This is a genomic window from Streptomyces sp. NPDC007025 (assembly GCF_042869455.1).
Classification (GTDB): Bacteria; Actinomycetota; Actinomycetes; order Streptomycetales; family Streptomycetaceae; genus Streptomyces.
In genome coordinates this window covers 342,954-367,934 of record NZ_JBIAFT010000007.1, presented here as the reverse complement: position 1 = coordinate 367,934, position 24,981 = coordinate 342,954, and the positions used below count along the sequence as shown (strand labels likewise).

Below are 24,981 nucleotides of genomic sequence, written 5' to 3'. Positions count from 1 at the left end.
CTGACAACTTTCAACCATTACTGACGATAGACCGCCCGCTGTAAGGACCACAAGTGGAACTGAACTATTACTCGGATCTGGCAGTGCGCCTCGTGAACAGCGAGCAGCCCGAGCGCGGCGAAGACACCCTCACCTCCGTCGGCGCCGTCCTCGAACTCTTCGGGTCGCACGGCACCATGGCCCGCCGCGTGACCGAGGCGGACGTCAGCCGGCTCCGCGCCGTACGCACCCGGCTGCGCGCCGTTTTCACCGCGGCCGCCGAGGACGACGAGGTCCGCGCGGTCGACCTGCTGAACGCCCTGCTGATGGAGTTCCCCACGAGTCCGCAGATCTCCGGGCACGGCGACCTGGACGACGAGGGCCGGCCCCGCTGGCACATGCACCTGGCCGAACAGCCCGCCAACGCCACCGCCGCCTACGCGGCGACGGCCTGCATGGGGCTCGCCTTCCACCTCACCGACCTGGGCGTGGACCGGCTGGGCATCTGTCAGGCCACGCCCTGCCGCAACGCCTACCTGGACACCTCCACCAACCGCTCCCGCCGCTACTGCTCCGACCGCTGCGCGACCCGCGCCAACGTGGCGGCCTACCGGGCCCGCAAACGCCTGGAGAGCAGCCCGGCCGCCTCCGAGGACGCACCGGACCCCGCGGGCGGCCGGGACCGCAGCGGGCCGACCAGCGGACGCACGGCGGAGACCGCCCAGCGCACCGCGGAACCCGGCGAGCGCTGAGCCCCGCGCGGCGGGCGCAGCCGCAGCCAGGCCCGGGCCACGACCAGGTCGTCGGGGACGGCGCCGAACTCCCGGCTGTCGTTCTTCACCCGCGGGTTGTCACCGCGCACCCACCACCCGCCGGGACGCCGTTCGACCGCGCGCTTGACGATGAGCAGGTCGTGCTGGAACGGGTGGCGCAGCACCACGACGTCGCCCGGACGCACGGCGGCCCCGTAGCCGACGACCAACTGGTCCCCGGGCAGCAGGGTCGGCCGCATCGACGGGTTGTAGACCTCGGCCAGCCCGATCCGCTTCAGCGGCCCCTCGTGCCGATCCCCCTCCCGGCGCTCCGCCCCGTGGCCCGACCCGCGCTGCGGCCTACGCTCCGGCATATTCCCGCCTCCGGTCCCAAGGCCGTCTCCGGCCCGATCACTCCACCAGATCCAGTCCGTCACCGGACTTTTGTCCTAAGCCCGTGGGGGCACACGCGAAAAGACTTCCCACACGGAGTAATCTCGCACGTGAGAAGACGATCACGAGGAAGGACGGCTTTTATGCTCTCCCGACTGTTCGCCCCCAAGGTGCAGGTCAGCGCCCATTGTGACCTGCCCTGCGGTGTCTACGACCCGGCACAGGCCCGGATCGAGGCCGAATCCGTGAAGGCCGTTCAGGAGAAGTACCAGGCCAACGACGACCCGCACTTCCGGACCCGGGCCACCGTCATCAAGGAGGAGCGCGCGGAACTCGCCAAGCACCACGTCTCGGTGCTGTGGAGCGACTACTTCAAGCCGCCGCACTTCGAGAAGTACCCGCAGCTGCACCAGCTGGTGAACGACACCCTCAAGGCGCTCAGCGCCGCCAAGGGCTCCACCGACCCGGCCACCGGGCAGAAGGCGCTGGAGCTCATCGCCGAGATCGACAAGATCTTCTGGGAGACCAAGCAGGGCTGACCCGGCCCGCAGGTCCCCCTTCCGCGGGTACGAACGGCCGCACCCGGTCCGCGGGACTCCGACCGAGTCCCGTCCGGACCGGGTGCGGCCGTTTCCCGTCCGAGCGCCGGACGCGCCGGCCGGGAGGTCCGGCAGCGGGCTGCCGGGGCGCGGCCCGCGCCGGCCGCCGCCGGGCTCACCAGGTGACCGGAAGCCCGACCGGCCCTCTGATGAGCACACTGCCCTGCCAGGCGATCTCCTCGGCGGGCACGGCCGGCCGCAGCCCCGGTAGCCGGCGCAGCAGCGCCGACAGCAGTTCCTCCGCCTCCATCCGGGCCAGCAGCGGTGCCACGCAGTGGTGCGGCCCGTGCCCGAAAGCCAGGTGCGGCGGGCCCTGGCGGTCGATGTCGACCGTGTCCGGGTCGGGGAAGCGGCTCGGGTCGCGGCCCGCCGCCACGTAGGACACCTGCACCACCTCGCCGCGGCGGACGAGCACCCCGCCCACCTCGACGTCCTCGATGGCGATCCTGGGCTGTCCCACCCCGTGCTTGTGCGGGATCCAGCGCAGCAGCTCCTCGACGGCGCGCGGCACCGACTCCGGTTCGGCGCGCAGCCGTTCGCGCAGCTCGGGCCGGGTCAGCAGCAGGTAGACCATGTTGGAGACGTTGTTGCGCACCGCGTGCCACCCGTTGAGCCCGATCAGGGTGGCCAGCGCGAGCAGTTCCTCCTCGTCGATGCGCCCGGCGTCCACCGCCTCCACCATTCGCGTCATCAGGTCACGAGCGGGCCGGGACCGGCGCAGCTCCGCCAACTCCCGGAAGTACTGCCGGGCCGCCGCCTTCACCTGCTGGGCACGTTCGGCCGCCGCGTCGTCCGAGGCGCGGGTCAGCAGCGTCGAGGCCCAGTCGCGCACCTGTGTGCGGTCCTCGGGCGGTACCCCCAGCAGCTCCCCCACCACGGCCAGCGGCAGGGGCGAGACGACGTACCGCACTACGTCGGCCGGGGGGCCGGCCGCCAGCATCCCGTCCACCAGCTCCGCCACGAGCGCCCGGACCCGGGGCCGGAGTCGCTCGACCGCGCCGCTGCCGAACACCGGCGCCACCACGGAGCGCACCCGCGCGTGCTCGGGCGGGTCGACGAAGCTGACGGCGCGGTCGAGCGGAATCAGATGCCGGGTCATGCGCGGGGTGGGACGGCCGACGATGTCCCGGCTGAACCGGGGGTCCGAGGTGACGAAGCGGACGTCGTCGTACCGCGTCACCAGCCAGCAGTCCCCCTCGCCGTGCGGCAGCCGGATGCGGGACGGCGGGCTCTCCAGGGCTGCCCGCAGGAACGGGTCGAACTCCAGCTCCGGCGGATCGGCCGGGAGGTCGTAGAGCGGGCACTGCGCCATGGTCAGCCCTCCTCGGTCCGGTCCGGGGCGCCCTTCGGCACCGGTCCCGGGGGCGGGCCGTGCCGGAGCGGGGTGAGCTGCTCGATGTCGTAGCGGGCCCGCAGTTCGGCGACGGCCGCCTCGTCCGGCGGGCCGTCCGCGGACAGGATGTCGAGCAGTTCGTCGAAGTACCGCTCGTGGTCGGGCGGCGGCGCCGCCTGGAAGAACATCCGCGCCGGGGATCCGGTCGGGCTGGCGAACGCGTGCGGGCAGCCCGGCGGCACCAGCACGGTGGTGCCCGCGGTGGCGCGCACGGGACGGTCGCCGGCGGCCGACTCCCACTCCCGCCAGCCGCCCCGGGTGCGCACCCGGGGTTCGAAGGCGAGCAGCTCCAGCTCACCCTCCAGGACGTAGAAGAGTTCCTCGCTGCGGGTGTGCACATGGGCGCCCACGTCGAAGCCGGGCGGTACGACGACCTCGAAGCTGGAGGCGGCCCGGGAGTGCTGCCCGGTCACCTTGAAGGTCACCTGCTGGGCGGCGGTGCGCAGGGTGCGACCCCCGCCCGGGGGCACGACCAGGCCGCTGCACGGCCTGGGTCGCCGCGGGCCGGGCTTCTCTGCTCCGGTACGCGTCATGACGGGCTCAGTGCTCCTTCCGGTGGGTTCTCCGGGTGGGGTCCGGGGGTCTTCCCGGCCTTCCCGGCGGGCCCCTGTCCGTGCCGGGTCCCGGCGCACTGCCGGGCGGTGTCCGCCGGGCCCGCCTGCACCGCGGTGCCCTCCCAGCGGCCCAGTGCCATCTCCGCGGTGATGCCGGGGCCGAACCCGGCCAGCAGTCCGCGCGCGCCTTCACCGGGTCCGCCCTCGTCGAACAGCCTGCGGAGGGCGTCCAGGACGACGACGCTGGCGGTGTTGCCGTACTCCGTCAGCGTGGCCCGGCTGAACCGGAAGGCGTGCTGCGGCACCTCCAGGTACTTCCCCAGGTCCAGCAGGATCCGCGGACCGCCGGCGTGCACGATGTAGAAGTCCAGCGCGGAGGCGTCCCAACCGTGCCGCGCCGCCAGTTCGCACAGTGCGGGCGCCAGCGGGCCCATGGTCGAGGGGACCCGTTTGTCCAGCAGGAAGTGGAAGCCGGTGGAGCGCACGTCGTAGGAGATCCACTCCTCGGTGTCCGGGATCAGATAGGAGCCGTTGCGCAGCAGCCGGATGCCCGTGCCGCCCGAGCCGCGGACCACGGCTGCCGCCACCCCGTCCCCGAACAGGCCGTCCGAGAGCAGCGCGCCGACGCCGACATCGGTGGGCTGGTAGCACAGGGAGCAGAACTCGCACGCGACGATCAGCGCGTTGGCCTCGGGGTAGGCCGTGCAGAAGTCCTGTGCCCGGTTGATCGCCGCTCCGCCGCCCGCGCAGCCCAGTTGCGCGATGGGCAGTTGGCGGGTGGTGGAGCGGAAGCCCAGCGTGTTGATCAGCCAGGCCGTCAGCGAGGGCATCATGAAGCCGGTGCAGGAGACGTAGACGATGAGGTCGATCTCCCCGGCCTCCAGTTCGGCGGCGGCCAGGGCCCGGCCGACGACCCGGGGAACCCGGGCCTTGGCCTCCGCCTCGTACACCGAGTTCCGCGCCGCGAAACCGGGATGGCGGAGGGTCAGCTCCAGGGGTTGGACGAGGTGTCTGGTCCGCACGCCGGTGTTCTCGATCAGCCGCAGCACGAGGGGGAGTTGAGGATGCTCCGCGTGCTGGGAACGCGCCAGTGCGAGCGTGTCCGCCAACGTGATCACGTGTGGCGGGACCTGTACAGCAGGTCGGCACAGAGTCGCCATGACAGGAACAACGAGGGTTCGACGCAGTACGGTACTCCACTATAGGGTGGGAAATCAATCCCAACTACCGCGACGGTAATCAACTGCACCATAAAGGACAGGCGTTGCATGTCGTCGGCGGCATGGGCCCCGGACGTACGCGGGCCGTCCCCGCACCGGACCGGCCTCCGTGATGGGGACGCCGCCGAGACCGAACGCGGCGCCCCGCACAAGTCCGTGGACCGCGCTCCACCGTTTGTGGAAGCGTCCGGCTCATGACGCCCCACAGCTCCGGCACCGTCGAGATCACCCGCCTCGCCGACCGCCCCGAACTGACCGGCAGGCTCTACGAGATCTCCGACGACTGGCCGGCCTTCGTCGCGGCGGACCTGGTCGCCTGCACCCTGCTCCCGCAGGTCCCGGAGGACTTCCCGGAGTACTGCGTCGTCGCCACGGACGGGGACCGCGTCGTCGCGCGCGGGTACGGCGTGCCCTTCGACGCCGACTCGGCCGGCCGTGAGGAGACCCCCGACCAAGGGTGGGACAGGGTGCTGACATGGGCCTGCGCCGACCGGCGGCACGGCCGTCCGGCCACGGCGGTGAGCGCGCTGGAGATCACCGTCGACCCGGCGCACCGGGGCCGCGGACTGTCCTGCCGGATGCTGGACGGGCTGCGCGCGGCGGCGCACCGGCAGGGGCACCGGGAACTGGTGGCCCCGGTACGCCCGACGGCCAAGCAGCAGCGGCCGGAGCTGCCGATGGCCGACCACATCGGCGAACTGCGCGCCGACGGACTGCCCGCCGACCCGTGGCTGCGGGTACACGTTCGCGCGGGCGGCACCGTGGAGCAGGTCGCGCCCGCTTCCATGACGGTGAGCGCGTCCCTGGCCCGGTGGCGGGAGTGGACGGGGCTGCCTTTCGACCGTGCGGGAGAGGTGCGGGTGCCGGGTGCGCTGGCGCCGGTGCACTGCGATCCGGTGCGGGGGCACGCCGTCTACGTGGAGCCCAACGTCTGGGTCCGGCACCGTGCCACGGGGCGGACAGGCTGAACCTCGCCCGCGCCCCGGCGCACCGGCCGCTGCCCGTGCGGACGGCCGCGGCTCAGCCGGCCGCCGGGCGCAGCCGCCACAGCCGCGTCGTCTCGGCGGCCCTGGCCGCGTGCAGGGGCGCCTCCGGGTCCTCGGCCCTGCCGTGCCGGGGCCGGGCGTCGAGCCGGCCGGCCACCTCCAGTCCGGCGTCGGCGATCCACTCCAGCAACTGCTCGCGGGGGCGCAGGCCCAGGTGCTCGGCGAGATCGGAGAGGATCAGCCAGCCCTCGCCGCCGGGGGCGAGCCGCTCGGCCAGGCCCGTGAGGAAGCCCCGCAGCATGCGGCTGTCGGGGTCGTAGACCGCATGCTCCAGTACCGAGGTCGGTTTGGCGGGCAGCCACGGCGGATTGCAGACCGCGAGGTCCGCCCGCCCGGCGTCCGGGGGCGGGAAGAGATCGGACCGTACGACCTCGACCGCCTCCGCCACGCCGAGCCGCGCGGCGTTCTCGCGCGCGCACTCCACCGCCCGTTCGCCCAGATCGGTGGCGATCACCCGGCCCACACCGCGCCGGGCCAGCACCGCGGCCAGCACGCCGGTCCCGGTGCCGACGTCGAAGGCCAGCAGTCCGGCAGCCGGACGGTCCGGCAGCGGAGCCTGTGCGACCAGGTCGACGTACTCGCCGCGTACCGGTGAGAAGACCCCGTGGTAGGGGTGGATCCGGTCGCCGCCCAGTGCTTCGACGGGCACCCCGTTGCGCCACCATTCGTACGCGCCGAGCACGCCCTGCAGTTCGCGCAGCGACACCAGCGCCAGGTCGCCCACGGCGCCGCCGGGCGCGCCGTAGGCGGCCACACAGGCGGGTCCCACCTGCGGCGCGCGGCGCAGCGGTACGGCGTAGGAGCCGCCGGGCGCGGTCTCCAGCGGGACCAGCAGCATGCCGAGGATCCGGGCCCGGCGGGAGCGGGCCTGCCGGTGGAGGTGGAAGCCCTCCAGGGGGGTGGCCCCCGCTTTGGGCTGCTTGCGGTCCACCCGGCGGCCGAGCGCCGCCAGCAGTTGCCGGGCACCGTGGTAGTCGCCGCGCCACAGCAGCGCGGTCCCCTCGCAGACCAGCTTGTAGGCGATGTCGGCGGCCATCCGGTCGTCGGCGACGGCGATCCGCCGTGGCGGCCGGGCACCGCTCTCCGACCGCCACGCGGCCGTCCGCTCCCGGCCTCCCTCGTCCCACCGGACGGTGCCGTCCCCGGCCTCTGGCTGTGCGTTCACCGGACAACCGTAACCGCGCCCGCGGGTGCCCCCTTCGGCGCGGCCGGAGCACGGGCACCGCCGGCCCCGCCGAGGGCCGTTCGGGCGATCGTGTGAAATGGACTGACCAGCCGGTTCGGCGCAGCCGTGGGCGGCGGGGAACCGGCTGATCACGGCATACGTTGACGGATGTACCGGAGCCGACCCGGCCGGTAGAGCCGTACACGACGGAGGCAGGACCATGGCAGGCTTTCTCGACCGCGCCAAGGAGCAGGCACAGCGGGGCATCGCGCAGGGCAAGGAGAAGGTGGAGGAGGTCCAGGCCCAGCGCGCGGGCAACGACCTGCTGCGCCGGCTGGGAGCCGCCTACTACGCGGAGCAGAAGGGCACCGGTTCGGCGCAGGAGGTGCAGCGGGCTCTCGCCGCCGTCCAGGAGCACGTGGCGCAGAACGGCGACGACTTCCTCAAGGGCTGAGGCCGCCCCCGCGCGGCCGGGGGCCCGGGGCAGCTCCTCACCGGCCGAGGGGCGGCCCCGGGCCGGCTCACCCGAAGCGGACGCGGTGGAGCATCAGCAGCGCCGCGGCCATGTTCGCCGCGGGGACCTCGCCCGCGGCGATGAGGTCGGGCACCTCCTTGAGCGGGACCCACTCGCGCTTCTCGGACTCGAAGTCGTCCTCCGGCGGGCCCACGTAGTCGGCCCCCGGCGACCAGTAGATGTGGTGCCGGGCATCGGTGAGTCCGTTGGACGGCTCGACGGTCATCAGATGGCGGAGCGGTCCCGGGCGCCAGCCGGTCTCCTCCAGCATCTCCCGGGCCGCCGCCTCGACCAGGTCCTCGCCCTCCTCGACGACGCCCGCCGCCAGCTCCCACCCCCAACTGTCCGTGATGAAGCGGTGCCGCCACAGCAGCAGCACCTCGTTGCGCTCGTTGACCGCGGTCGCCGCGGCGACGGGCCGCAGCCGGATCAGATAGTGATCCAGGTGGCGCCCGTTCGGCAGTTCCACATCCGCCAGATTCACCCGAAGCCACTGGTTCTCGTACACAGTGTGTTCACCCAGGTTCTTCCATCGCACGTATGTGCCCCCTTCCCGACGGAGGTTGGGCACATCCCAGCATGTCGTGCGCGCTCACTGACAGGGGCGCAGGGCGCGCCCCGGCTCAGAACGGCACGCTCAGTGAGTCCTCGATGAGCTTCGCCGCCTCGACCGCCGAAGTCCCGGGGTGCTGCTCCAGCCGCTTCCTGACCCTGCGCATGCGCCCGCGCAGCCGCTGCGACTCGATGCCCTGCGCGGTGTCCACCATCTCCGCCGCGGTGACCGCGGCACGTTCGGGTTCCCCCGCGTGCAGCGCCACGTCGGTGAGGGTGGCGAGCCGGTTCACCCGGCCGCGGGCGTGCGCGGGCGCGCGGGCCGCCCGCTGGGCGTACTCGGCAGCCGCGGACAGCTCTCCCAGCAGGATCAGCGCCTCGGCCAACCGCACCTCGACCAGTCCCGGTTGGACGTAGCTCGTCTCCTCGGGCTCCTCCGCGGGGCGAATGCGCTCGGAGTACGCCTCGGCCCGGCGCATGCAGTCGTGCGCGCTGCGCCGGTCTCCGAGCCGGGCGTACGCACCGGCCTGCATCGCGTACACATCCGTGGCGAGCGCGGCGCTGATGCGCGGTCCCGTGGTGCGCAGCAGGGCCTCGGAACAGGCGAGCGCATGCCGGGTGTCGCCGAGGAACAGCGCCTGGTTGACGAGAAGGGCGACCACGTAGCCGCCGAAGACCAGGTCGCCGGACGCCTTGCCCAGCCGCAGCGCCTGGTGGAAGTAGCGCTGGGCCAGCCCCTGCGCGTCGGCATCGTAGGCGCAGATGCCGCTGATGGCGGCAAGCGAGCCGGCGGCGCGGCACAGCGCGCGGCCGGTGGTGTCGTCGTAGCTCCCGCGCAGCAGCGGGGCGACCTCGCCGTGCAGAAAGCCGACCACCCGGCCGCGGGTGGCGACTCCTCCGGCGTTCCGGTACAGGTGCTCGTAGTGGCCGCGGGCGGCGTGCAGCACCCCCACGTCCGCGTCGGTGACCTCGGCACCGCCGGTGCGCGAGACGTCCCGGTCCTCGGGCGGGTTCTCCCACTCCCACACCGGCGCGACAGCCGCGCCGCCGGTCAGCAGGGCGGGGCCGAGCCGGTCCCCGTGCACGCGGTCGGAGCGCCACAGGGAGGCAGCGCGCTCCACGAACCGCTCCAGGCCCGCCGCCTCGGAGCCGAGCGCGGGTCCGGGAAGCCGGCCGTCCGCCGGGACATCCATGCCGATGTCACTGAGTGTGAGGGTTCTGTCGAGCTGGCGCCCGAGGATCTCGCAGATCAACTCGGGGACTCTGCCGCGTGGCCGTTGCCCCTTCAACCAGCGCGCCACGGCCGTGTGATCGTAACGCAGGGTTGTTCCTGCTTGGTCGCCTAATCGATTGATTCTCGCCGCAAGACCGGCTCGGGACATCCCTGCCTGGTCAAGGAGCGCGTCCAGTTGGCTGTTGGGCTCCATGCCGCCCTCCGTCGGGTCCAACGTGTCGTCTCGCAGAGTAATGGACCTGCTTTCACACGGGGTGTGAAAGCACCACGCAGTCGTGCACCCGGCACATGCTCCCGCAGCGGGGAGCGATGCGGTTCCCTGAAAACGTCCGGGTGCATGACAGCACATCAAGCACACGGAGAGCTACGGAAAGACATCACTTGATTCCGGAAGTGAGGCAGAACAGTGAACGACCCCATCCGGTTCCACCTCAGGAACAACCATGCGACCCGCTGACCCCGTACGCGTCACGGCGTCCCCGAGCACCGGGTCCCGCACACGCGCCCCCAACCGCGCGCTGCGTGCCCTGCTGGAGGAGAGCGAGTGGACGCAGGCGGCGTTCGCGCGTGCCCTGGCTCGTCTGGGCGCCGAGGTCGGCATCCACCTCCGGTACGACAGAACTTCAGTCGCCCACTGGCTGCGCGGCAGCCGTCCCGACCCCCGGGTGCAGCACCTGATGGCGGAGGCGCTCTCGCGCCGCCTCGGCCGCCGGATCACGGTGGCGGACCTGGGCATGCTCAGCGGGCGCGGCTGCCGCCCCGGCACGGCGGCCCGCCCGCGAGGCGACAGCGGTGGCGGTGGCGGTGGCGGTGGCGAGGACGACGCCTCCGATCCGGCGGAGGACGGACCACTCCCGGCCGCCGGGCCCGCGCCGGCCGGGCACCGGGAGCGGCTCCGGGGCCCGCTCGGCTCCGGTGCCCCGGCGGCCGACACCGAGGCACCGGCGGGGGTCCGGGAACACCCTTTGGACGCCCGCCTTTTCGGCCTCGGCCGGCCGTTGCGCCCCGCCGACCAGCTCACCGCGCTCACCGCGCCGGTGATCCCGCCGCCCCGCGCGGACACCCCGCCCCCGGCGCCGTACGCCCTGGAACTGCTCACCGAGACGGTACGCGGACAGCGGGACGGCCGTCCCGACGGCGCCCCGGCGGAAGCGGGCGCCGAGCCGGCCGCGGACGATCCGGTCACCGCGCCCGGCGCCCCCACCCCGGCGCCGCTGCCCGGCGCCCGGAACGGCTGCACGGCCCGCGGCTCCCGCCCCGCACGCACCCCCGAACCGGGCCAGGTCGCCTCGGTCCACGAGCACGCCCGGTTCTTCGCGCTGCAGGCCGACCGGTACGGCGGCGGTCATATCCGCACCCCGCTCGCCGCCTGCCTCTCGGGGCTCGTCCGCTCGCTGCGCCACGACGAGGAGGGCGCGCACCAGCGCGGTATCCAGGCGGGCGCCGCACGGCTGAGCTTCCTGCTGGCCCGGGTCTACGTGGACGAGCAGCGGCACGGACTCGCCCAGCGCGCCTTCCTCACCGCGGCGGAACTCGCCGCGGAGGCCGCCGATCCGGAAGGAGTCGCGCTGGCCCGCCGCGCCCTCAGCTCGCAGGCGCACCAGTTGGGCCACCCGCGCGAGAGCCTGCTGCTCGCCCGGGCGGCCCTGGCCGCGGCCCCGGCGGACACCGACCCCTCGGCGCGCGCGTTCCTGTACGCCGGACTTGCCGTGGCGGACGCGGCGTGCGGCCGGGAGGGCCGGGCGCTGGAGGCGCTGGAGCGCGCGGAGCGGCAACTGGCCCGGTCCCCGGTCGATCTGACCACCGGTCCGGAGAGTCCCACGGGCGAGCCGGTCGGCAGCTACCGGAGTGCGGCGCTGCGTTACCAGTCCAGCCAGGTGCGGGTGGCGCTCGGCGACCGCGAAGGCGCCATCGACGACCTGCGCGCCTCACTGCACGCCCGCCCCGCGAGCGAGCGCCGCACCCGCGCCGTGTGCCAGGCGGAACTGGCCGAACTCCTGCTCTCGCGCGGCCGGCTGGCGGAGGCGTGCGCCGCGTGGAGCGGATTCCTGGAGGTGTCCGCGCAGGTCCGCTCGGGCCGGGTGCGGGTGGCCCGCTCCCGGATACCGGAGCTGCTGCGGCCCTACGGGCGCGACCCCCGGGTGCGCGCCCTCCTCGTACGGGTGACGCCCGCCGCGGGTGCGGCACGGCACGGCTAGAAGCGGCGCGGCAACGGGTATGACCCCGGGACAGGTTCCGGCCGCGGCCGGACACCCGGCAGCCGGAGGCGAGCATGGCCACACCCATCACCGCGACCGCATTCGTCCGGGCCCTGGAGAAGGAGGGGGCCCGGGTCGAGGAGGTCCGGGACTGGCGCAACCACAACCGCGACCAGCAGGGGCCGTGGGGCCCGGTGCACGGTGTCGTGATCCACCACACCGTCACCAGCGGCTCGGCCGCGACAGTCGATCTGATCTACGACGGCCGCGAGGATCTGCCGGGGCCGCTCGCCCAAGGCTGCGTCACCAAGGACGGCACCGTGCATCTGACCGGCCACGGCCGGGCCAACCACGCGGGCTCCGGCGACGACGACGTGCTGCGCGCCGTCGTCGCCGAGCGCGCCACCCCGCGGCCGAACCAGCAGAACACCGACGGGAACCGGTACTTCTACGGCTTCGAGTGCGAGAACCTCGGAGACGGCGAGGACCCGTGGCCGGACGAGCAGCTGGAGGCGATCGTGCGGGCCGCGGCCGCGCTGTGCCGGCACCACGGCTGGGGCGCCCGGTCGGTCATCGGCCACCTGGAGTGGACGGACCAGAAGAGCGACCCCCGCGGCTTCACCATGGACGCCCTGCGGGAGCGGATCGCCGAGCGCCTCAAGTGACCGGTCGCCTGCCCCGCGGCGTCCCCGCGGCCCGGGCGGGGATCCGCGGGCACCGGAGTCCGACCGCCACAATGGAGGGGTGAGCCACTCCGTCGATGTCGCCGCGGCCCTGCGGCCCCGCCCGCCCTCCCCGCTCCAGGAGGTCGAGGACGAGCGCTTCGTCCGCCGGGGTGTGCGGCTGCTGCTGAAGCGGGAGGACCTCGTGCATGCGGCGGCCGCCGATCGGCCCGGGCCGGGGCCGGGGCCGGGGCCGGGGCCGGGGCCGGGGCCGGGGCCGGGGCCGGTGGAGCTGTACCCCTCCGGTAACAAGTGGCGCAAACTCGCCCCCAACCTCCGGGCGGTGGCCGAGAGCGGCCACCGGCGGCTGCTGACCTTCGGCGGGGCCTACTCCAACCATCTGCGCGCCACCGCGGCGGCGGGCAGGCTGCTCGGGTTGCGCACGGTCGGGGTGGTCCGGGGTCACGAGCTGGCCGACCGGCCGCTCAACCCGTCCCTCGCCCGCTGCGCCGAGGACGGCATGCTGCTGCACTTCGTCACGCGCGCCGACTACCGCCGCCGCGCCGACCCCGCGTTCCACCACGAGCTGCGCACCCGCTTCGGGCCCTGCGCCGTCGTCCCGGAGGGGGGCAGCAACGCGGCGGCCGTGCGCGGGTGTGCGGCGCTGGGCGCGGAACTGCGCGGGCACACCGATGTGGCTGCCGTCGCCTGCGGTACCGGCGGCACCCTCGCGGGCATGGCGGCGGGCCTTTCCGCAGGTCAGCGCGGCCTCGGGGTGCCGGTGCTGAAGGGTGGGTTCCTCGCCGGGGAGATCGCACGGCTCCAGCGGGAGGCCTTCGGGGGGCCGCGGGGCGACTGGTGGCTGGAGGAACGTTTCCACGGCGGCAGTTACGCGAAGACGGACCCGGAGCTGTCCGACTTCGCGGCGGACTTCGCCCGGCGGCACGGGCTGCCCGCGCTGGAGGAGACCTATGTGACCAAGCTGCTGTTCGCGCTCACCCGGCTCACGGAGGAGGGTGCCTTCCTCCGGGGCAGCACGGTGACCGCCGTCGTCACCGGCCGGGCATTCCCCTCAGAACGGTGACACACCGTGAAGACACTGTTCACTCTCCGCACCCGGGTTTCCGCCACCCCTCCGCCCGGAGTGACACTGAGTAGCCACCTCTCGCCCCCCTCGGGCACCTCCGACCCGTTTCGGGGTCACTCGCAGGGGCGGGTTTCGGCCCTTGTCGGAGCCTGTGCCGCGAGGGGCTATGAACGCATCAGGTGACGGGTACTGACATGGCAGGCCCTTCCGGCGTCGCCGAGGCGCCCCCGGCCGGGCACACAGGGTGGCCACGGGGATCTCGGGAGTCGTTCCGGAAAGCGGCCCACGGCAACCCCATGAGACCAACACAGCGTAATCACGGCGGATTTGGGGCCTCCACCCCCTAGCCACAGAAAGTACCCATATGTTTACTATGGGTGACGCTCAGGAATGAGGCGGCAGTGATCGATGCGTGCGGCATCGTGACACGGATCGCGATAGCGTCACTGACGAAACGAATCAACAGCCGCTTCGGCCCGTGAGGCCCGACCGGCTCGTGCCACCTTGGAGGTGAGGGTGTCCCAGATCGCAGGCGAGCCCGCGTCGCAGGACTTCGTCGAGGTCCGGCTGCCGGCTGCGGGTGCCTATCTGTCGGTGCTGCGGACGGCCACCGCCGGGCTCGCGGCCCGCTTGGACTTCACCCTCGACGAGATCGAGGATCTGCGGATCGCCGTGGACGAGGCGTGCGCGATCCTGCTCCAGCAGGCCGTCCCCGGTTCCGTACTCAGTTGTGTCTTCCAGCTCGTCGGCGACTCGCTGCACGTCACCGTCTCGGCGCCGACGACCGATGGCCGTGCCCCCGAACGCGACACCTTCGCGTGGACGGTGCTCTCGGCCCTGGCCGGTGAGGTGGGTTCAGCAGTGTCGGATGACCGTACGGTCAGCATCAGCCTGCACAAGAAGCGCGGTGCAGGACCCGGAGCATCGTGACCGAGCACGAGGCAAGTCAGATGTGGTCAGGCCGCCCGGGGGCGGTCTCCCGGGGCGTTCCCGAGCAACAGCCCCGGCCGCACCCGGCCGACCCCAGCATGCAGCGACCCAAGCAGGCAGAGCGGGCGGACGCTATGGACCAGCAGCAGCACGAGCGGCGTGAGCGGGCCGCCGGCCACGACGCGGGCGCGTCCCACGGGCCCGACCCGCAGGAACGCGGCGGCGCGCGGGCGCTCTTCGTCCGGCTGCGCACGCTGCCGGACGGGCCCGAGCGCGCCGAGCTGCGCAACCACCTGGTGCGGATGCATCTGCCCCTCGTCGAGCATCTGGCCCGCCGCTTCCGCAACCGCGGCGAGCCGCTGGACGACCTGACGCAGGTCGCGACGATCGGTCTGATCAAGTCGGTCGACCGCTTCGACCCCGAGCGCGGCGTCGAGTTCTCGACGTACGCGACACCCACGGTCGTCGGCGAGATCAAACGCCACTTCCGCGACAAGGGCTGGGCCGTGCGCGTGCCCCGGCGGCTCCAGGAGCTGAGGCTGTCCCTCACCTCGGCGACGGCCGAGCTCTCCCAGCTCCACGGCCGCGCCCCGACCGTGCACGAGCTGGCCAAGCGGCTCTCGATCTCCGAGGAGGAGGTCCTCGAGGGCCTGGAGTCCGCGAATGCCTACAGCACCCTGTCGCTCGACGTGCCCGACACCGACGAGGAGTCCCCGGCCGTCGCCGACACCCTCGGCGCCGAGGACGACGCCCTGGAGGGCGTCGAGTACCGGGAGTCACTCAAACCGCTGCTGGAGGAGCTGCCGCCGCGGGAGAAGAAGATCCTGCTGCTGCGGTTCTTCGGCAACATGACCCAGTCCCAGATCGCCCAGGAGGTCGGCATCTCCCAGATGCACGTCTCCAGACTCCTGGCGAGAACCCTGGCACAACTGCGGGACCGCCTGCTGGTGGAGGAGTGATCCTCCGGCTCCGCCCCTTCTCCTGAACCGGGGCGCGTCCCGCGGTCGGCGGGAAGGGGCGCTGCGCACCGGAGGGGTCGGCTCCCGGGGGCTCAGTCCCGGCCGATACCGAGCGCCTCGGTGGCCTTCGGGTTCACCAGGCACCCCAGTACGACGACGGCCGCCAGGCCCAGCGCGACGCCGGCGGCCAGTGAACCGCCCCCGTTGCTGCCCAGTTGCCAGGCGACGGGCAGCGCGATGAGCTGCACGATCATCGAGGGCCCCCGGCTCCAGCGGCGCCGGAGCCACAGCCCGCCGGCCGCGGCCAGCGGCAGCACGGACAGCGCGAGGACGGTGGCGGCCAGGGTGGCGGCCTGCGTCGTGTCGTCCGGCCGCCGGGTGACCAGCAGCACCAGCGAGACGACCCCGAAGGCCGCGACGACCAGCCCTTCGGCGCCGGTCAGTACGGCGGCGACGACGATCCTGCGCGGACCGCGCGCCTCCTGCCGGGTCCCCGTCGCCTCGTCCGCTTCCGTGGCGGCGTCCGCCCGCTTCGACCTTTCGCTCACCAGGGCAGCCTAGCCCTCCGGCACCGGCGGGGCTGGGCCGTGTACCCCGCGGTAGGTACCCTCACCCCATGCGCGCACTACTCGTGGTCAACCCGGCAGCCACCACCACCAGCGCCCGGACCCGTGACGTGCTGGCGCATGCCCTCGCGAGCGATCTCAAACTGGAGGTGGCGACCACCCGGTACCGGGGCCACGCCAGGGACCTCGCGCGGCAGGCCGCCCAGGGCGGCACCACCGAGCTGGTCATCGCGCTCGGCGGGGACGGCACGGTCAACGAGGTGGTCAACGGGCTGCTGCACGACGGCCCCGACCCGGAGCGGCTGCCCCGGCTGGCCGTGGTACCGGGCGGCTCCACCAATGTCTTCGCGCGCGCCCTGGGGATGCCCAACGACGTGGTGGAGGCCACCGGCCATCTGCTGGACGCGCTGGAGGCGGGCTCCGAGCGGACGGTCGGCCTGGGGATCGCCGGAGGCGTACCGGGCTCGGACGACGCGGAGATTCCCGACCGCTGGTTCACCTTCACCGCGGGGCTGGGGTTCGACGCCGGGGTGATCGGCAGGGTGGAGCAGCAGCGGGAGCGCGGAAAGCGCTCCACGCATCCGCTGTATGTGCGCCAGGTCGTACGGCAGTTCCTGAACGAGCCGCACCGCCGCACCGGGACGATCACGCTGGAGCGGGAGGACGCCGAGCCGGTGCGGGAGCTGGCGCTCTCGATCGTGTGCAACACCGCGCCGTGGTCCTACTTCGGGAACAAGCCGCTGTACGCGGCGCCGGAGGCGTCCTTCGACACCGGCCTCGACGTGCTGGGACTGCAGAGACTGACGCCGCTGGCCGTGAGCCGCTACGGCACCCAGTTGCTGACCTCCAGCCCGGACCGGGGGCCCCGCGGCAAGCACGCGGTGACACTGCACGACCTCACCCGGTTCACCTTGCATTCGCAGGCGCCATTGCCGTTTCAGATGGACGGTGACCACCTGGGACTGCGTACGAGCGTGAGCTTCACAGGCGTACGGCGTGCACTGCGTGTGATTGTGTAAGTGGAAGGGGCCAAAGTCCTTCCACTCGAACGTTTAGGCCAGGATCCACCCCCTCGAATGACGGCTGTGAGCTAGTCGACACCAAGGATTCAAAAAAAAGTTTCCGGAAGGGGTTGTATCCGCCGCCGAGGTTTGCGAGTCTCTTCATGGCGATCGGGACGGCCCCGCCATCAGGGCCCCCTTGAGAGCCGGAATCCCCTTCTTTGACTTCAGTGGGACCCGCATCACATTTGTGAGGCCCCACTTCCCCCGTCAAGGGATTCGTGAAAGCGTTCACATTCACAAGCAAGCCACACACGAGGAGAGGTAGCAGCCATGGACTGGCGTCACCACGCCGTTTGCCGCGAGGAAGACCCCGAGCTGTTCTTCCCCATCGGCAACACCGGTCCCGCGCTGCTGCAGATCGAGGAAGCCAAGGCTGTCTGCCGCCGCTGCCCCGTCATGGAGCAGTGCCTGCAGTGGGCTCTGGAGTCGGGTCAGGACTCCGGTGTCTGGGGTGGTCTGAGCGAGGACGAGCGCCGCGCGATGAAGCGCCGTGCCGCCCGCAACCGGGCGCGGAACAACGCCGCGACCGCCTGACACGCCTGACACCAGCCCTGCACCAGCGGCAGCCCGAGACGCAGCGCGCACAGTGCCCTCGGAGCGCCCAGCAGCACGCGGAGCGCCCGCACAACTCAAAGCAGAGCGTGAAGCTCGAAGCAGAGCGTGAAGCGCCGAGCCCCCCGTCCTCGCCCAGGGACCGGGGGGCTCGGCGCTTTGTCGCACTCCCCGCCGAACGGCTCCGGGACGCCGCCGGACCGGCTCCGGGACGCTAGCCCGCGGCCACCGGGAGGTCGAACAGCACCCGGGTGCCGCCCGTGCTGCCCGGGAGCATGTCGAACGTGCCGCCCAACTCCCCCTCCACCAGTGTCCGGACGATCTGCAGCCCGAGGTTGCCGCCGATCCTGGGATCGAAGTCCGCGGGCAGACCGCGGCCGTTGTCCTGCACCGTGACCAGCAGCCGCGCCCCGTCCTTCCCGGTGGCCGCGCCGCGCACGGCGTGTACCTCGACGGCGCCCTGCTCCTCGGCGCCGAACCCGTGCTCGATGGCGTTCTGCAGGACCTCGGTGAGCACCATGGACAGCGGCGTGGCGACCTCGGCGCCGAGGATCCCGAAGCGCCCCGTCCGGCGTCCGGTGATCCGGCCGGGTGAGATCTCCGCCACCATCGCGAGCACCCGGTCGGCGATCTCGTCGAAGTCCACCCGCTCGTCCAGGTTCTGGGACAGCGTCTCGTGCACGATGGCGATCGAGCCGACCCGCCGCACCGCCTCGCCGAGCGCCTCCTTGCCCTGTTCCGAGTCCATCCTGCGGGCCTGCAGGCGCAGCAGCGCGGCCACCGTCTGGAGGTTGTTCTTCACCCGGTGGTGGATCTCCCGGATGGTGGCGTCCTTGGTGATCAACTCGCGTTCGCGGCGGCGCACTTCCGTGATGTCCCGCAGCAGGATGAGCGAACCGATCCGGGTTCCCTTGGGCTTGAGCGGGATGGCGCGCAGTTGCACGATGCAGTCGTTGGCCTCCACCTCGGCTCCACGGGGCGCCCAGCCGCTGGCCAGCTTGACCATGGCCTCATCAACCGCCCCGCGGGCGGGAGCCAGTTCCGCGGTGGCCTCGCCCAGGTGCAGCCCGACCAGGTCGGCGGCGAGTCCCAGCCGGTGGTAGGCGGACAGCGCGTTCGGGGAGGCGTACTGCACATGGCCGTCGGCGTCCAGCCGGATCAGGCCGTCCCCCACGCGCGGGACATGGTCCATGTCCACCTCGTGCCCGGGGAACGGGAAGCTGCCCGCCGCGATCATCTGTGCGAGGTCGGAGGCGCTCTGCAGATAGGTCAGCTCCAGCCTGCTGGGGGTGCGGACCGTCAGCAGATTGGTGTTGCGCGCGATGACCCCCAGGACCCGGCCCTCGCGGCGGACCGGGATGGACTCGACCCGCACCGGCACCTCCTCGCGCCACTCCGGGTCCCCCTCCCGCACGATCCGGCCCTCGTCCAGCGCCGCGTCCAGCAGCGGCCGGCGCCCCCGGGGCACCAGATGGCCGACCATGTCGTCCTGGTGCGAGGTGGGACCGGTGTTCGGGCGCATCTGGGCGACCGAGACGTAGCGGGTGCCGTCCAGGGTCGGCACCCACAGCACGAGGTCGGCGAAGGAGAGGTCGGCGAGGAGCTGCCACTCGGAGACCAGCAGGTGCAGCCACTCCAGCTCCACGGCGGAGAGGGCGGTGTGCTGGCGTACGAGGTCGTTCATGGAGGGCACGGGGCCGAGGGTACGGCAGGCCACCGCGCAGGCCGACGCCACCCGACCCCGGCCGGGTTCCCGCCCGGCGCCCGGCGGACCTGAGCGGGTGCCGCGGGACGGCGGAAACGCGCGATCCGTAGACAGACAGCCGTGGTCTAGTCCAGAATCCTTCCGGAAGAACTTCTGTCCTCCCCGCACAGGAGGGCGGATCGAGGTCCGCGGCGCTCTCTGCCCTGACAGCGCCGGGGCCTTGCAGCTCCGGGCTGCGGTGCCGGACGGGTTGAGGGTCCCGTACCGGCGCCGCGGCCCGTAGTGCGTTCCGGGCCCGCGGCACGTTCCGGCCGCTCCCCGGTCTTTCCGTGTCCGGAGCATCGGCGGGCTCCGGTCGCCGGGACCCTCCAGGCCGCTGCGGCCTCCCACCGGGCCCCGGGATCCCGAAAGGACCCGGAGGCACCCCGGAAGCCGCGGAAGGGGAATCCCGCGCCTTCCGGGCGCAGCTCAGGCGTGCCGGATCGCCTCGTCCGCCGGTACCGGGAAGCGTGTCGTGCGGTCCCCCAGCAGCAGCGCGCGGTAGGTGGCCGTGGCCGCCTCCTCCAGGTTCATCGCCCGCCGGAAGGCCATCCCGACGTTCTCCCCCAGCGCCGAGCAGCCGTGGTGCGCCAGCAGCACGCAGTTGTGCTCCTTGGCCTGCTCGGCGGCGGTGTCGGCCAGTTCGTCCGAACCGTTCGGGAAGAAGCCGGTACGGCCGACGGACCGCACGTACACCGCGTGGTCCAGGGTCAGCAGCCGGATCTCGTGGCCGAGCGCGTCGACCAGCACGGCGTGCTGCGGGTGCATGTGGACGATCGCGTTGACGTCCTCGCGCACCCGGTAGGTGCGCTGGTGGAGCTTCCACTCGCTGGAGGGCTGCGGGTTGCCGGCGACGATCTCGCCCGCCAGGTTCATGACGGTGAAGTCCTCCGGCACCAGCCGGTCCAGCCAGGTGCCCGCGCCCGTGACCACGAAGTCCTCGGAACCGGGCAGCCGGGCCGACAGATTGCCGCCGCTGGCCAGGACGAAGCCCCGGCGCACGGCGGTCGCCCCGACGTCGATGAGCTGCTCCACCAGGCCGTCGGCAGTGGTCGCCTGCTTCATGGACGGCTGCGCCATGCCACGCCCCCGTTCAGCGGGTCTCGGTGACCTTGGCGAGGGAGCGGGGCGCGTCCGGGTCCTGGCCCCGCGCCATGGTGACCTCGTAGGCGAGCATCTGCAGGGGCAGGATCTGGATCAGCGGCTGCAGCTCCTCGGGGAGCCCCTCGGTGGGCAGCGCGAAGCCGGCCGACGCCCGCTCCACCTCCTCGCGGCGGCCGATGACCACCAGGTCGGCTCCCCGGTCGCGGAGCCGCTCCAGCACCGGCTGCAGGGCCTCGCCGCCCTTGCCGTCGGCGACCACGGCGATCACCGGCGAGATGTTGTCCACCATCGCCAGCGGGCCGTGCAGCAGGTCGGCGCCGGAGTAGGAGAGGGCCGGGATGTAGCTGGTCTCCATGAGCTTCAGCGCGGCTTCCTTCGCCGTCGGGTAGCCGTAGCCGCGCGAGGTGAGCACCATGCGTTCGGCGAACCGGTAGCGCGCCGCCAGCGCCTTGACCTCGCCCCTGCGCTCCAGCACCGCCTCGGCGAGCTCGGGCAGCGCCTTGGCGGCCTCGGTACCCGCGCCGCCGCGCAGGCCGTCCACGAACAGGTAGAGCGCCAGCAGCTCGGCCGTGTAGGTCTTGGTGGCGGGCAGCGCCTTCTCCGGGCCGGCCAGCACGTCGATGTGGAACTCGCTCACCCGTGCGAGCGGCGAGTCGGCGTTGTTGGTGACGGCGAGCGTGATCGCGCCCGCTTCCCGGGCCGCCTCCGTGGAGGCCACCAGGTCCGGGCTGCCGCCGGACTGGCTGATGGTGATCACCAGGCAGTCGGTGAGGTCGGGGCGCGCGCCGTACGCGGTCGTCGTCGACATGGAGGTCAGCCCGCACGGTTTGCCGAGCTGGATCTCCAGCAGATACTTCGCGTACAGCGCGGCGTTGTCCGAGGTGCCCCGCGCCGTCAGCAGGACGAAGCGGGGGTTCTTCGCGGCGATCCGCTCGGCCACCTCGCGGATGGCGGGAGCGCCCTCGTCCAGGATGCGGCGCAGCACGGCCGGCTGCTCGGCCATCTCACCGGACATGACGGTGCCCGGCTCGGACGGGGCGTTCGAGGACATGCGGGTCCCTCCCAGGGGTGATGTTCGCGTGCGGTCGCGGTTCGATCCTACGGCGTGGCGGTTGGGCACGTTTTGCCCCGGGTCAGCCCCGGGTCTCAGCCCCGGGTCTCAGCCCCGGGCGATGACCTCGGCCGCCGCCCGTCCGCAGACCCGGGCCGCGCCGTGCGTGGCGATGTGCAGCGCGCCCTGTGGCGGCGCCTGGGGCAGGCCCATCTCGACCACCACGGTCTCCTCGCGGGCGGCGACGAGCCGCGCCACCGCCTCCGCCATCCACGGGTGTCGGTGCAGGTCCCGGACGACCACGACGACGGGCCGCTCCCCCGCGTCGGCGAGCACCGCGGCGCCGACGTCCCCGTCGGCGGCCCGGTAGGTGCCCGTCCGGGTGCCCGGCACCATCCGCTCCAGCTCGGCGGCGGGACCCCAGGGGGTCTCGTCGCCGACCGCGATGTTGGCCACCGAGGTGAGGGCCGCGACGTACAGCGGCCCGGCCGGGCTGCGGTGGCCCTCCAGTCCGGTCACCACCAGCGCGCGCCGCGCCGCCTCCAGCCCGATGCCCGCCTCGGCACCGGACGGGTCCGCGCGGAGGGCGGGGTCGGCCGGACCCCCCGTGCCCGACCGCCGCACCCCCCGCGCCCACGCGGCCAGGCCGCGCACCCGTGCCGCGGCGTCGGCGAGCCGCTCCTCGGCCAGCTCGCCGTCGCGCACCGCGCGCACCAGCGCGTCGCGGAGCCCCAGCACGGTGTCCTCGCCGGCCAGTCCGCCACCGACGCAGATGGCGTCGGCCCCGGCGGCGAGCGCGAGGACGCTGCCGCGTTCGAGGCCGTAGGTCGCGGAGATGGCCCGCATCTCCATTCCATCGGTGACGATGAGCCCCTGGTGGCCCAGGCCGCCCTGGTCGCGGGGGGCCCGCAGCAGCCCGGTCAGCGCCGCGGGGCTGAGGGTGCCGGGGCGCGCGGCGTCCAGCGCCGGGAGCAGGATATGGGCGCTCATCACGCACTTGCTGCCCGCCTCGACCGCCGCGGCGAAGGGGACGAGCTCGCGGGCCCGGAGGGTCTCCAGGTCGGCGTCGATGCGGGGCATGTCGTGGTGCGAGTCGACGGCGGTGTCCCCGTGCCCGGGGAAGTGCTTGACGCAGGCGGCGACCCCGGCCGCCTGGAGGCCCTCGACGTAGGCGACGGTGTGCCGGGCGACGAGCTGCGGGTCGCCGCCGAAGGAGCGCACACCGATGACGGGGTTGTCCGGGTTGGAGTTGACGTCGCCGGAGGGCGCCCAGTTGAGGTTGACGCCGGCCGCGGCGAGCCTGCTGCCCAGTTCGAAGGCCACCGCCCGGGTCAGGTCGGGGTCGTCGACGCGGCCGAGGGCGAGGTTGCCGGGGTAGGAGGAGCCGGTACGCACCTCCAGCCGGGTGACGTCGCCGCCCTCCTCGTCGATGGCGACCAGCAGGTCCGGGCGGACGTCACGGAGCTGTTCGGTGAGCAGGGCGAGTTGCTGGGCGGACTCGATGTTCCGCCCGAACAGGCCGACCGAGGCGAGGCCCTCCTCCAGGTGCCGCAGCAGCCAGGCGGGTGCGGAGGTTCCGGCGAAGCCCGGCTGGAGGACGGCGAGGGCGTCGCGGGTGAGGGTGTCGGAGGCTCGGAGTGAGGTGGTCATGCGGCGCGGTGTCCCTTCACTTCACTGCTGTGCCGTGGGGCCGGGCGGCGGTGTCGCACAGTTTTCCCTGTTTTCCCTGTGTCCCTGGGCCCTTCTGCCAGGGCCCCGGTCTCCCTGTGTCCCGTCGTTCCTCGGCCTATCCCTTGACCGCGCCGGAGGCCAGGCCGGCGACGGCCTTGCGCTGGAGGTAGAGGAAGAGCAGCAGGATCGGCACGGCGAAGAGGGAGGCTGCCGCCATCGTGGCACCCCAGTCGTCGCCGAAGGCCGTCTGGAACTTCGACAGCCACAGCGGGAGCGTCTGCGCCTCGTCGTCCTTGTTGAGGATGAGCACCAGGGGGAACTCGTTCCACGCCGTGATGAATCCGAACAGCGAGGTGGCCATCAGGCCCGGGGCCAGCAGCGGGAAGATCACCCGGCGGAACGCCTGGAGCCGGGTGCAGCCGTCGACCATGGCCGACTCCTCCAGGTCCTTGGGCACGGCGGCGACGTAGCCGCGCAGGGTGATGATCGTCAGCGGCAGCACCATGACGGTGTAGAAGAGCGTGAGCGGCACCAGACTGTTCAGCATCTCGGCGTCGCGCACGATCATGTAGATCGCGATGACCATGACCTCCCAGGGCGCCATCTGGGCGACCATGAAGGTCAGCAGGATGCCCTTGCGGCCCTTGAACCGCATCCGGGCGAGCGCGAACGAGGCGAAGAGCGCCACGAGCAGCGAGAATCCGACGGCCAGCACCGTGACGGTGACGGAGTTGCGGACCAGCGTCCAGAAGTTCTCGGCGTTGACCGCCGTGCTGAAGTGCTCGAAGGTCGGCGAGGTGGGGAACCAGACCGGGTCCTCGCTGATGATCTGCCCGTTCGGTTTGAACGCCGTGTTGAACATCCAGTACACGGGAAAAGCGAACGCCACGAACAGCAGCAGTGCGGTCGCGTTCGGCCATATCCGGCCCAGCAGTGACCGTCGCATCAGGCCCTGCCCCCCTTGCTCTTCTCGGAACCCTCGGCCTCGTCCGCGCTCTCCTGCCGGATCACCAGCCGCAGGTAGTAGGACATCAGGGCCAGCAGAATCAGGATCGTCAGGACGGAGATCGCCGCACCGGCTCCGTAGTGCTGGTTGCCGACGCCCTCCACGAACGCGTACACCGGCAGCGTCTCGGTGAGCCGGTCGGGACCGCCCTGGTTGATGGCGAACACGTGCGGGAACGCCTTGAAGATCCAGATGACTTCGAGGAACGTCGCGACCATCAGGAACGGCTTGAGGAACGGGAAGGTGACGTTCTTGAAGCTCTGCCAGGCTCCCGCGCCGTCCAGCGCCGCGGCCTCGTACAGCTCCTTGGCGATGGTCGTCGTCGCGGCGTAGAGGTTGATCGCGACGAACGGGACGGATGTCCACACCAGCAGCAGCGAGATGACGAAGAACGTGGAAAGCTGGGTGCCCGTCCAGTTGTAGTCGGCCATCGAGTCGAAGCCGAGCTTGGCCAGCACCCAGTTGACGACACCGAACCGCTGGGCGAACAGCCACTGGTAGACGGTCGTGGCGGCGATGATCGGCATCGCCCAGGCCAGCACCAGAGCGATCGAGAGCAGCAGCCGCATCTTGGACCCGAGCCGCGCGAGCAGCAGTCCGACGAGGGTGCCGACCACGATGATCACGACGACGTTGACGAGGGTGAAGATCACCGACCGCAGGGTGACCCGCCAGAACGTGTCGTTCCCGAGCGCGTCGGCGTAGTTCTCGAACCCGTTCCACTCGGTGACGTGCTGGATCAGCTGCGTCATGTTGAGGTTCTGGAACGACAACATGCCGTTGGTGACCAGCGGATATCCGAGGAAGACCGCGGTCAGCCCGAGGGCGGGCAGCAGCAGGAGGTAGGGCAGTGTGCCCTTCCTGGTGAGCCGGCCGGCGCGCGGCGGCGGGCCGGACACCTCCACCGTCCTGACGGGCGTCCTGCCACGAGGAGGCGCCGCCTCATCGGTTTTCACAGACATTCAAACTCCCACCCGGTTGTGGGG

24 protein-coding genes and 1 pseudogene are annotated in these 24,981 nt (G+C 72.5%); 11 read left to right on the top strand and 14 right to left on the bottom strand.

Going from position 1 to position 24,981, the window contains the following annotated elements:
• The first annotated feature begins 53 nt into the window (after positions 1-53).
• Positions 54-731, top strand: coding sequence for a CGNR zinc finger domain-containing protein (locus ACFYMO_RS16615; RefSeq protein ID WP_366774636.1), 678 nt, complete (start codon positions 54-56; stop codon positions 729-731).
• Positions 732-775: 44 nt separating this feature from the next.
• On the opposite strand, the pseudogene sodX reads toward ACFYMO_RS16615, so the two are convergent.
• Positions 776-1,105, bottom strand: a pseudogene (sodX, locus tag ACFYMO_RS16610) (nickel-type superoxide dismutase maturation protease); the annotation flags it as partial.
• A gap of 162 nt (positions 1,106-1,267) precedes the next feature.
• On the opposite strand from sodX, the gene sodN reads away from it, so the two are divergent.
• Positions 1,268-1,663, top strand: a complete 396-nt coding sequence (gene sodN / locus ACFYMO_RS16605) for a superoxide dismutase, Ni (RefSeq protein WP_019354527.1) — start codon at positions 1,268-1,270, stop codon at positions 1,661-1,663.
• Between the two features lie 175 nt (positions 1,664-1,838).
• Here the strand turns inward: sodN and ACFYMO_RS16600 are convergent, their stop codons facing one another.
• From ACFYMO_RS16600 to ACFYMO_RS16590, 3 genes are read right to left on the bottom strand one after another with little or no spacing between them, the layout of a single operon-like run.
• Entirely contained in the window at positions 1,839-3,035 is a 1,197-nt protein-coding gene (locus tag ACFYMO_RS16600; protein WP_388546965.1) for a cytochrome P450, read from the bottom strand.
• Positions 3,036-3,037: 2 nt separating this feature from the next.
• Positions 3,038-3,649: a cupin domain-containing protein gene (locus tag ACFYMO_RS16595; protein WP_388546962.1), complete on the bottom strand. Its 612-nt coding sequence runs from the start codon at positions 3,647-3,649 to the stop codon at positions 3,038-3,040.
• On the bottom strand, positions 3,646-4,830 hold the full coding sequence (locus ACFYMO_RS16590) for a type III polyketide synthase (RefSeq protein WP_388546960.1): 1,185 nt from the start codon (positions 4,828-4,830) through the stop codon (positions 3,646-3,648). Before ACFYMO_RS16590 ends, ACFYMO_RS16595 begins: the two co-directional genes overlap by 4 nt.
• Positions 4,831-5,084: 254 nt before the next feature.
• Between ACFYMO_RS16590 and ACFYMO_RS16585 the strand changes: the two genes are divergently transcribed.
• Positions 5,085-5,858: an N-acetyltransferase gene (locus ACFYMO_RS16585; RefSeq protein WP_366774640.1), complete on the top strand. Its 774-nt coding sequence runs from the start codon at positions 5,085-5,087 to the stop codon at positions 5,856-5,858.
• A 52-nt stretch (positions 5,859-5,910) separates the two neighbouring features.
• On the opposite strand, the gene ACFYMO_RS16580 is transcribed toward ACFYMO_RS16585, so the two are convergent.
• Positions 5,911-7,101: a class I SAM-dependent methyltransferase gene (locus tag ACFYMO_RS16580; protein ID WP_366774641.1), complete on the bottom strand. Its 1,191-nt coding sequence runs from the start codon at positions 7,099-7,101 to the stop codon at positions 5,911-5,913.
• A 220-nt stretch (positions 7,102-7,321) separates the two neighbouring features.
• Here ACFYMO_RS16580 and ACFYMO_RS16575 point away from each other — a divergent pair, with 220 nt between their 5' ends.
• Positions 7,322-7,555 carry a hypothetical protein gene (locus tag ACFYMO_RS16575; protein ID WP_366774642.1) on the top strand — a complete coding sequence of 78 codons (234 nt, stop codon included), beginning with the start codon at positions 7,322-7,324 and terminating at the stop codon, positions 7,553-7,555.
• 67 nt (positions 7,556-7,622) lie between these two features.
• On the opposite strand, the gene ACFYMO_RS16570 is transcribed toward ACFYMO_RS16575, so the two are convergent.
• Together ACFYMO_RS16570 and ACFYMO_RS16565 are read right to left on the bottom strand one after the other, a co-directional pair.
• Positions 7,623-8,153 (bottom strand): NUDIX hydrolase, encoded by a 531-nt coding sequence (locus ACFYMO_RS16570; protein ID WP_026004291.1) that lies wholly within the window; start codon positions 8,151-8,153, stop codon positions 7,623-7,625.
• An 85-nt stretch (positions 8,154-8,238) separates the two neighbouring features.
• Complete coding sequence (locus tag ACFYMO_RS16565) at positions 8,239-9,594, bottom strand: transcriptional regulator (protein ID WP_388546956.1); 1,356 nt, start codon at positions 9,592-9,594, stop codon at positions 8,239-8,241.
• A gap of 250 nt (positions 9,595-9,844) precedes the next feature.
• Between ACFYMO_RS16565 and ACFYMO_RS16560 the strand changes: the two genes are divergently transcribed.
• From ACFYMO_RS16560 to ACFYMO_RS16540, 5 genes are all read left to right on the top strand, one after another.
• Entirely contained in the window at positions 9,845-11,599 is a 1,755-nt protein-coding gene (locus ACFYMO_RS16560; protein ID WP_388546953.1) for a hypothetical protein, read from the top strand.
• A gap of 74 nt (positions 11,600-11,673) precedes the next feature.
• A complete protein-coding gene (locus ACFYMO_RS16555; protein WP_388546951.1) occupies positions 11,674-12,264 on the top strand; it encodes an N-acetylmuramoyl-L-alanine amidase in 591 nt (196 codons plus the stop codon).
• A 79-nt stretch (positions 12,265-12,343) separates the two neighbouring features.
• The gene (locus tag ACFYMO_RS16550; protein ID WP_388546948.1) at positions 12,344-13,345 is read left to right on the top strand and encodes a 1-aminocyclopropane-1-carboxylate deaminase/D-cysteine desulfhydrase; all 1,002 of its coding nucleotides are present in this window, start codon (positions 12,344-12,346) and stop codon (positions 13,343-13,345) included.
• Between the two features lie 519 nt (positions 13,346-13,864).
• Positions 13,865-14,278, top strand: coding sequence for an anti-sigma regulatory factor (locus tag ACFYMO_RS16545; protein ID WP_019354516.1), 414 nt, complete (start codon positions 13,865-13,867; stop codon positions 14,276-14,278).
• A gap of 20 nt (positions 14,279-14,298) precedes the next feature.
• Positions 14,299-15,237 carry an RNA polymerase sigma factor SigF gene (locus tag ACFYMO_RS16540; protein ID WP_366774654.1) on the top strand — a complete coding sequence of 313 codons (939 nt, stop codon included), beginning with the start codon at positions 14,299-14,301 and terminating at the stop codon, positions 15,235-15,237.
• Between the two features lie 92 nt (positions 15,238-15,329).
• On the opposite strand, the gene ACFYMO_RS16535 is transcribed toward ACFYMO_RS16540, so the two are convergent.
• Positions 15,330-15,785 (bottom strand): hypothetical protein, encoded by a 456-nt coding sequence (locus tag ACFYMO_RS16535; RefSeq protein ID WP_366774647.1) that lies wholly within the window; start codon positions 15,783-15,785, stop codon positions 15,330-15,332.
• A gap of 68 nt (positions 15,786-15,853) precedes the next feature.
• On the opposite strand from ACFYMO_RS16535, the gene ACFYMO_RS16530 reads away from it, so the two are divergent.
• Both ACFYMO_RS16530 and ACFYMO_RS16525 read left to right on the top strand, forming a co-directional pair.
• On the top strand, positions 15,854-16,822 hold the full coding sequence (locus tag ACFYMO_RS16530) for a diacylglycerol kinase family protein (RefSeq protein ID WP_366774648.1): 969 nt from the start codon (positions 15,854-15,856) through the stop codon (positions 16,820-16,822).
• A gap of 315 nt (positions 16,823-17,137) precedes the next feature.
• A complete protein-coding gene (locus ACFYMO_RS16525) occupies positions 17,138-17,401 on the top strand; it encodes a WhiB family transcriptional regulator (protein WP_016469673.1) in 264 nt (87 codons plus the stop codon).
• A 232-nt stretch (positions 17,402-17,633) separates the two neighbouring features.
• On the opposite strand, the gene ACFYMO_RS16520 is transcribed toward ACFYMO_RS16525, so the two are convergent.
• From ACFYMO_RS16520 to ACFYMO_RS16495, 6 genes are all read right to left on the bottom strand, one after another.
• The gene (locus ACFYMO_RS16520) at positions 17,634-19,103 is read right to left on the bottom strand and encodes a histidine kinase N-terminal domain-containing protein (RefSeq protein ID WP_366774655.1); all 1,470 of its coding nucleotides are present in this window, start codon (positions 19,101-19,103) and stop codon (positions 17,634-17,636) included.
• 489 nt (positions 19,104-19,592) lie between these two features.
• On the bottom strand, positions 19,593-20,243 hold the full coding sequence (locus ACFYMO_RS16515) for a class II aldolase/adducin family protein (RefSeq protein ID WP_366774649.1): 651 nt from the start codon (positions 20,241-20,243) through the stop codon (positions 19,593-19,595).
• A 13-nt stretch (positions 20,244-20,256) separates the two neighbouring features.
• Positions 20,257-21,318: an SIS domain-containing protein gene (locus ACFYMO_RS16510; protein WP_366774650.1), complete on the bottom strand. Its 1,062-nt coding sequence runs from the start codon at positions 21,316-21,318 to the stop codon at positions 20,257-20,259.
• A 108-nt stretch (positions 21,319-21,426) separates the two neighbouring features.
• The gene (locus ACFYMO_RS16505) at positions 21,427-22,968 is read right to left on the bottom strand and encodes a glycoside hydrolase family 3 N-terminal domain-containing protein (RefSeq protein ID WP_366774651.1); all 1,542 of its coding nucleotides are present in this window, start codon (positions 22,966-22,968) and stop codon (positions 21,427-21,429) included.
• A 136-nt stretch (positions 22,969-23,104) separates the two neighbouring features.
• Entirely contained in the window at positions 23,105-23,935 is an 831-nt protein-coding gene (locus tag ACFYMO_RS16500) for a carbohydrate ABC transporter permease (protein WP_366774652.1), read from the bottom strand.
• Positions 23,935-24,957, bottom strand: coding sequence for a sugar ABC transporter permease (locus tag ACFYMO_RS16495; RefSeq protein ID WP_366774653.1), 1,023 nt, complete (start codon positions 24,955-24,957; stop codon positions 23,935-23,937). Before ACFYMO_RS16495 ends, ACFYMO_RS16500 begins: the two co-directional genes overlap by 1 nt.
• Positions 24,958-24,981: the final 24 nt, after the last annotated feature.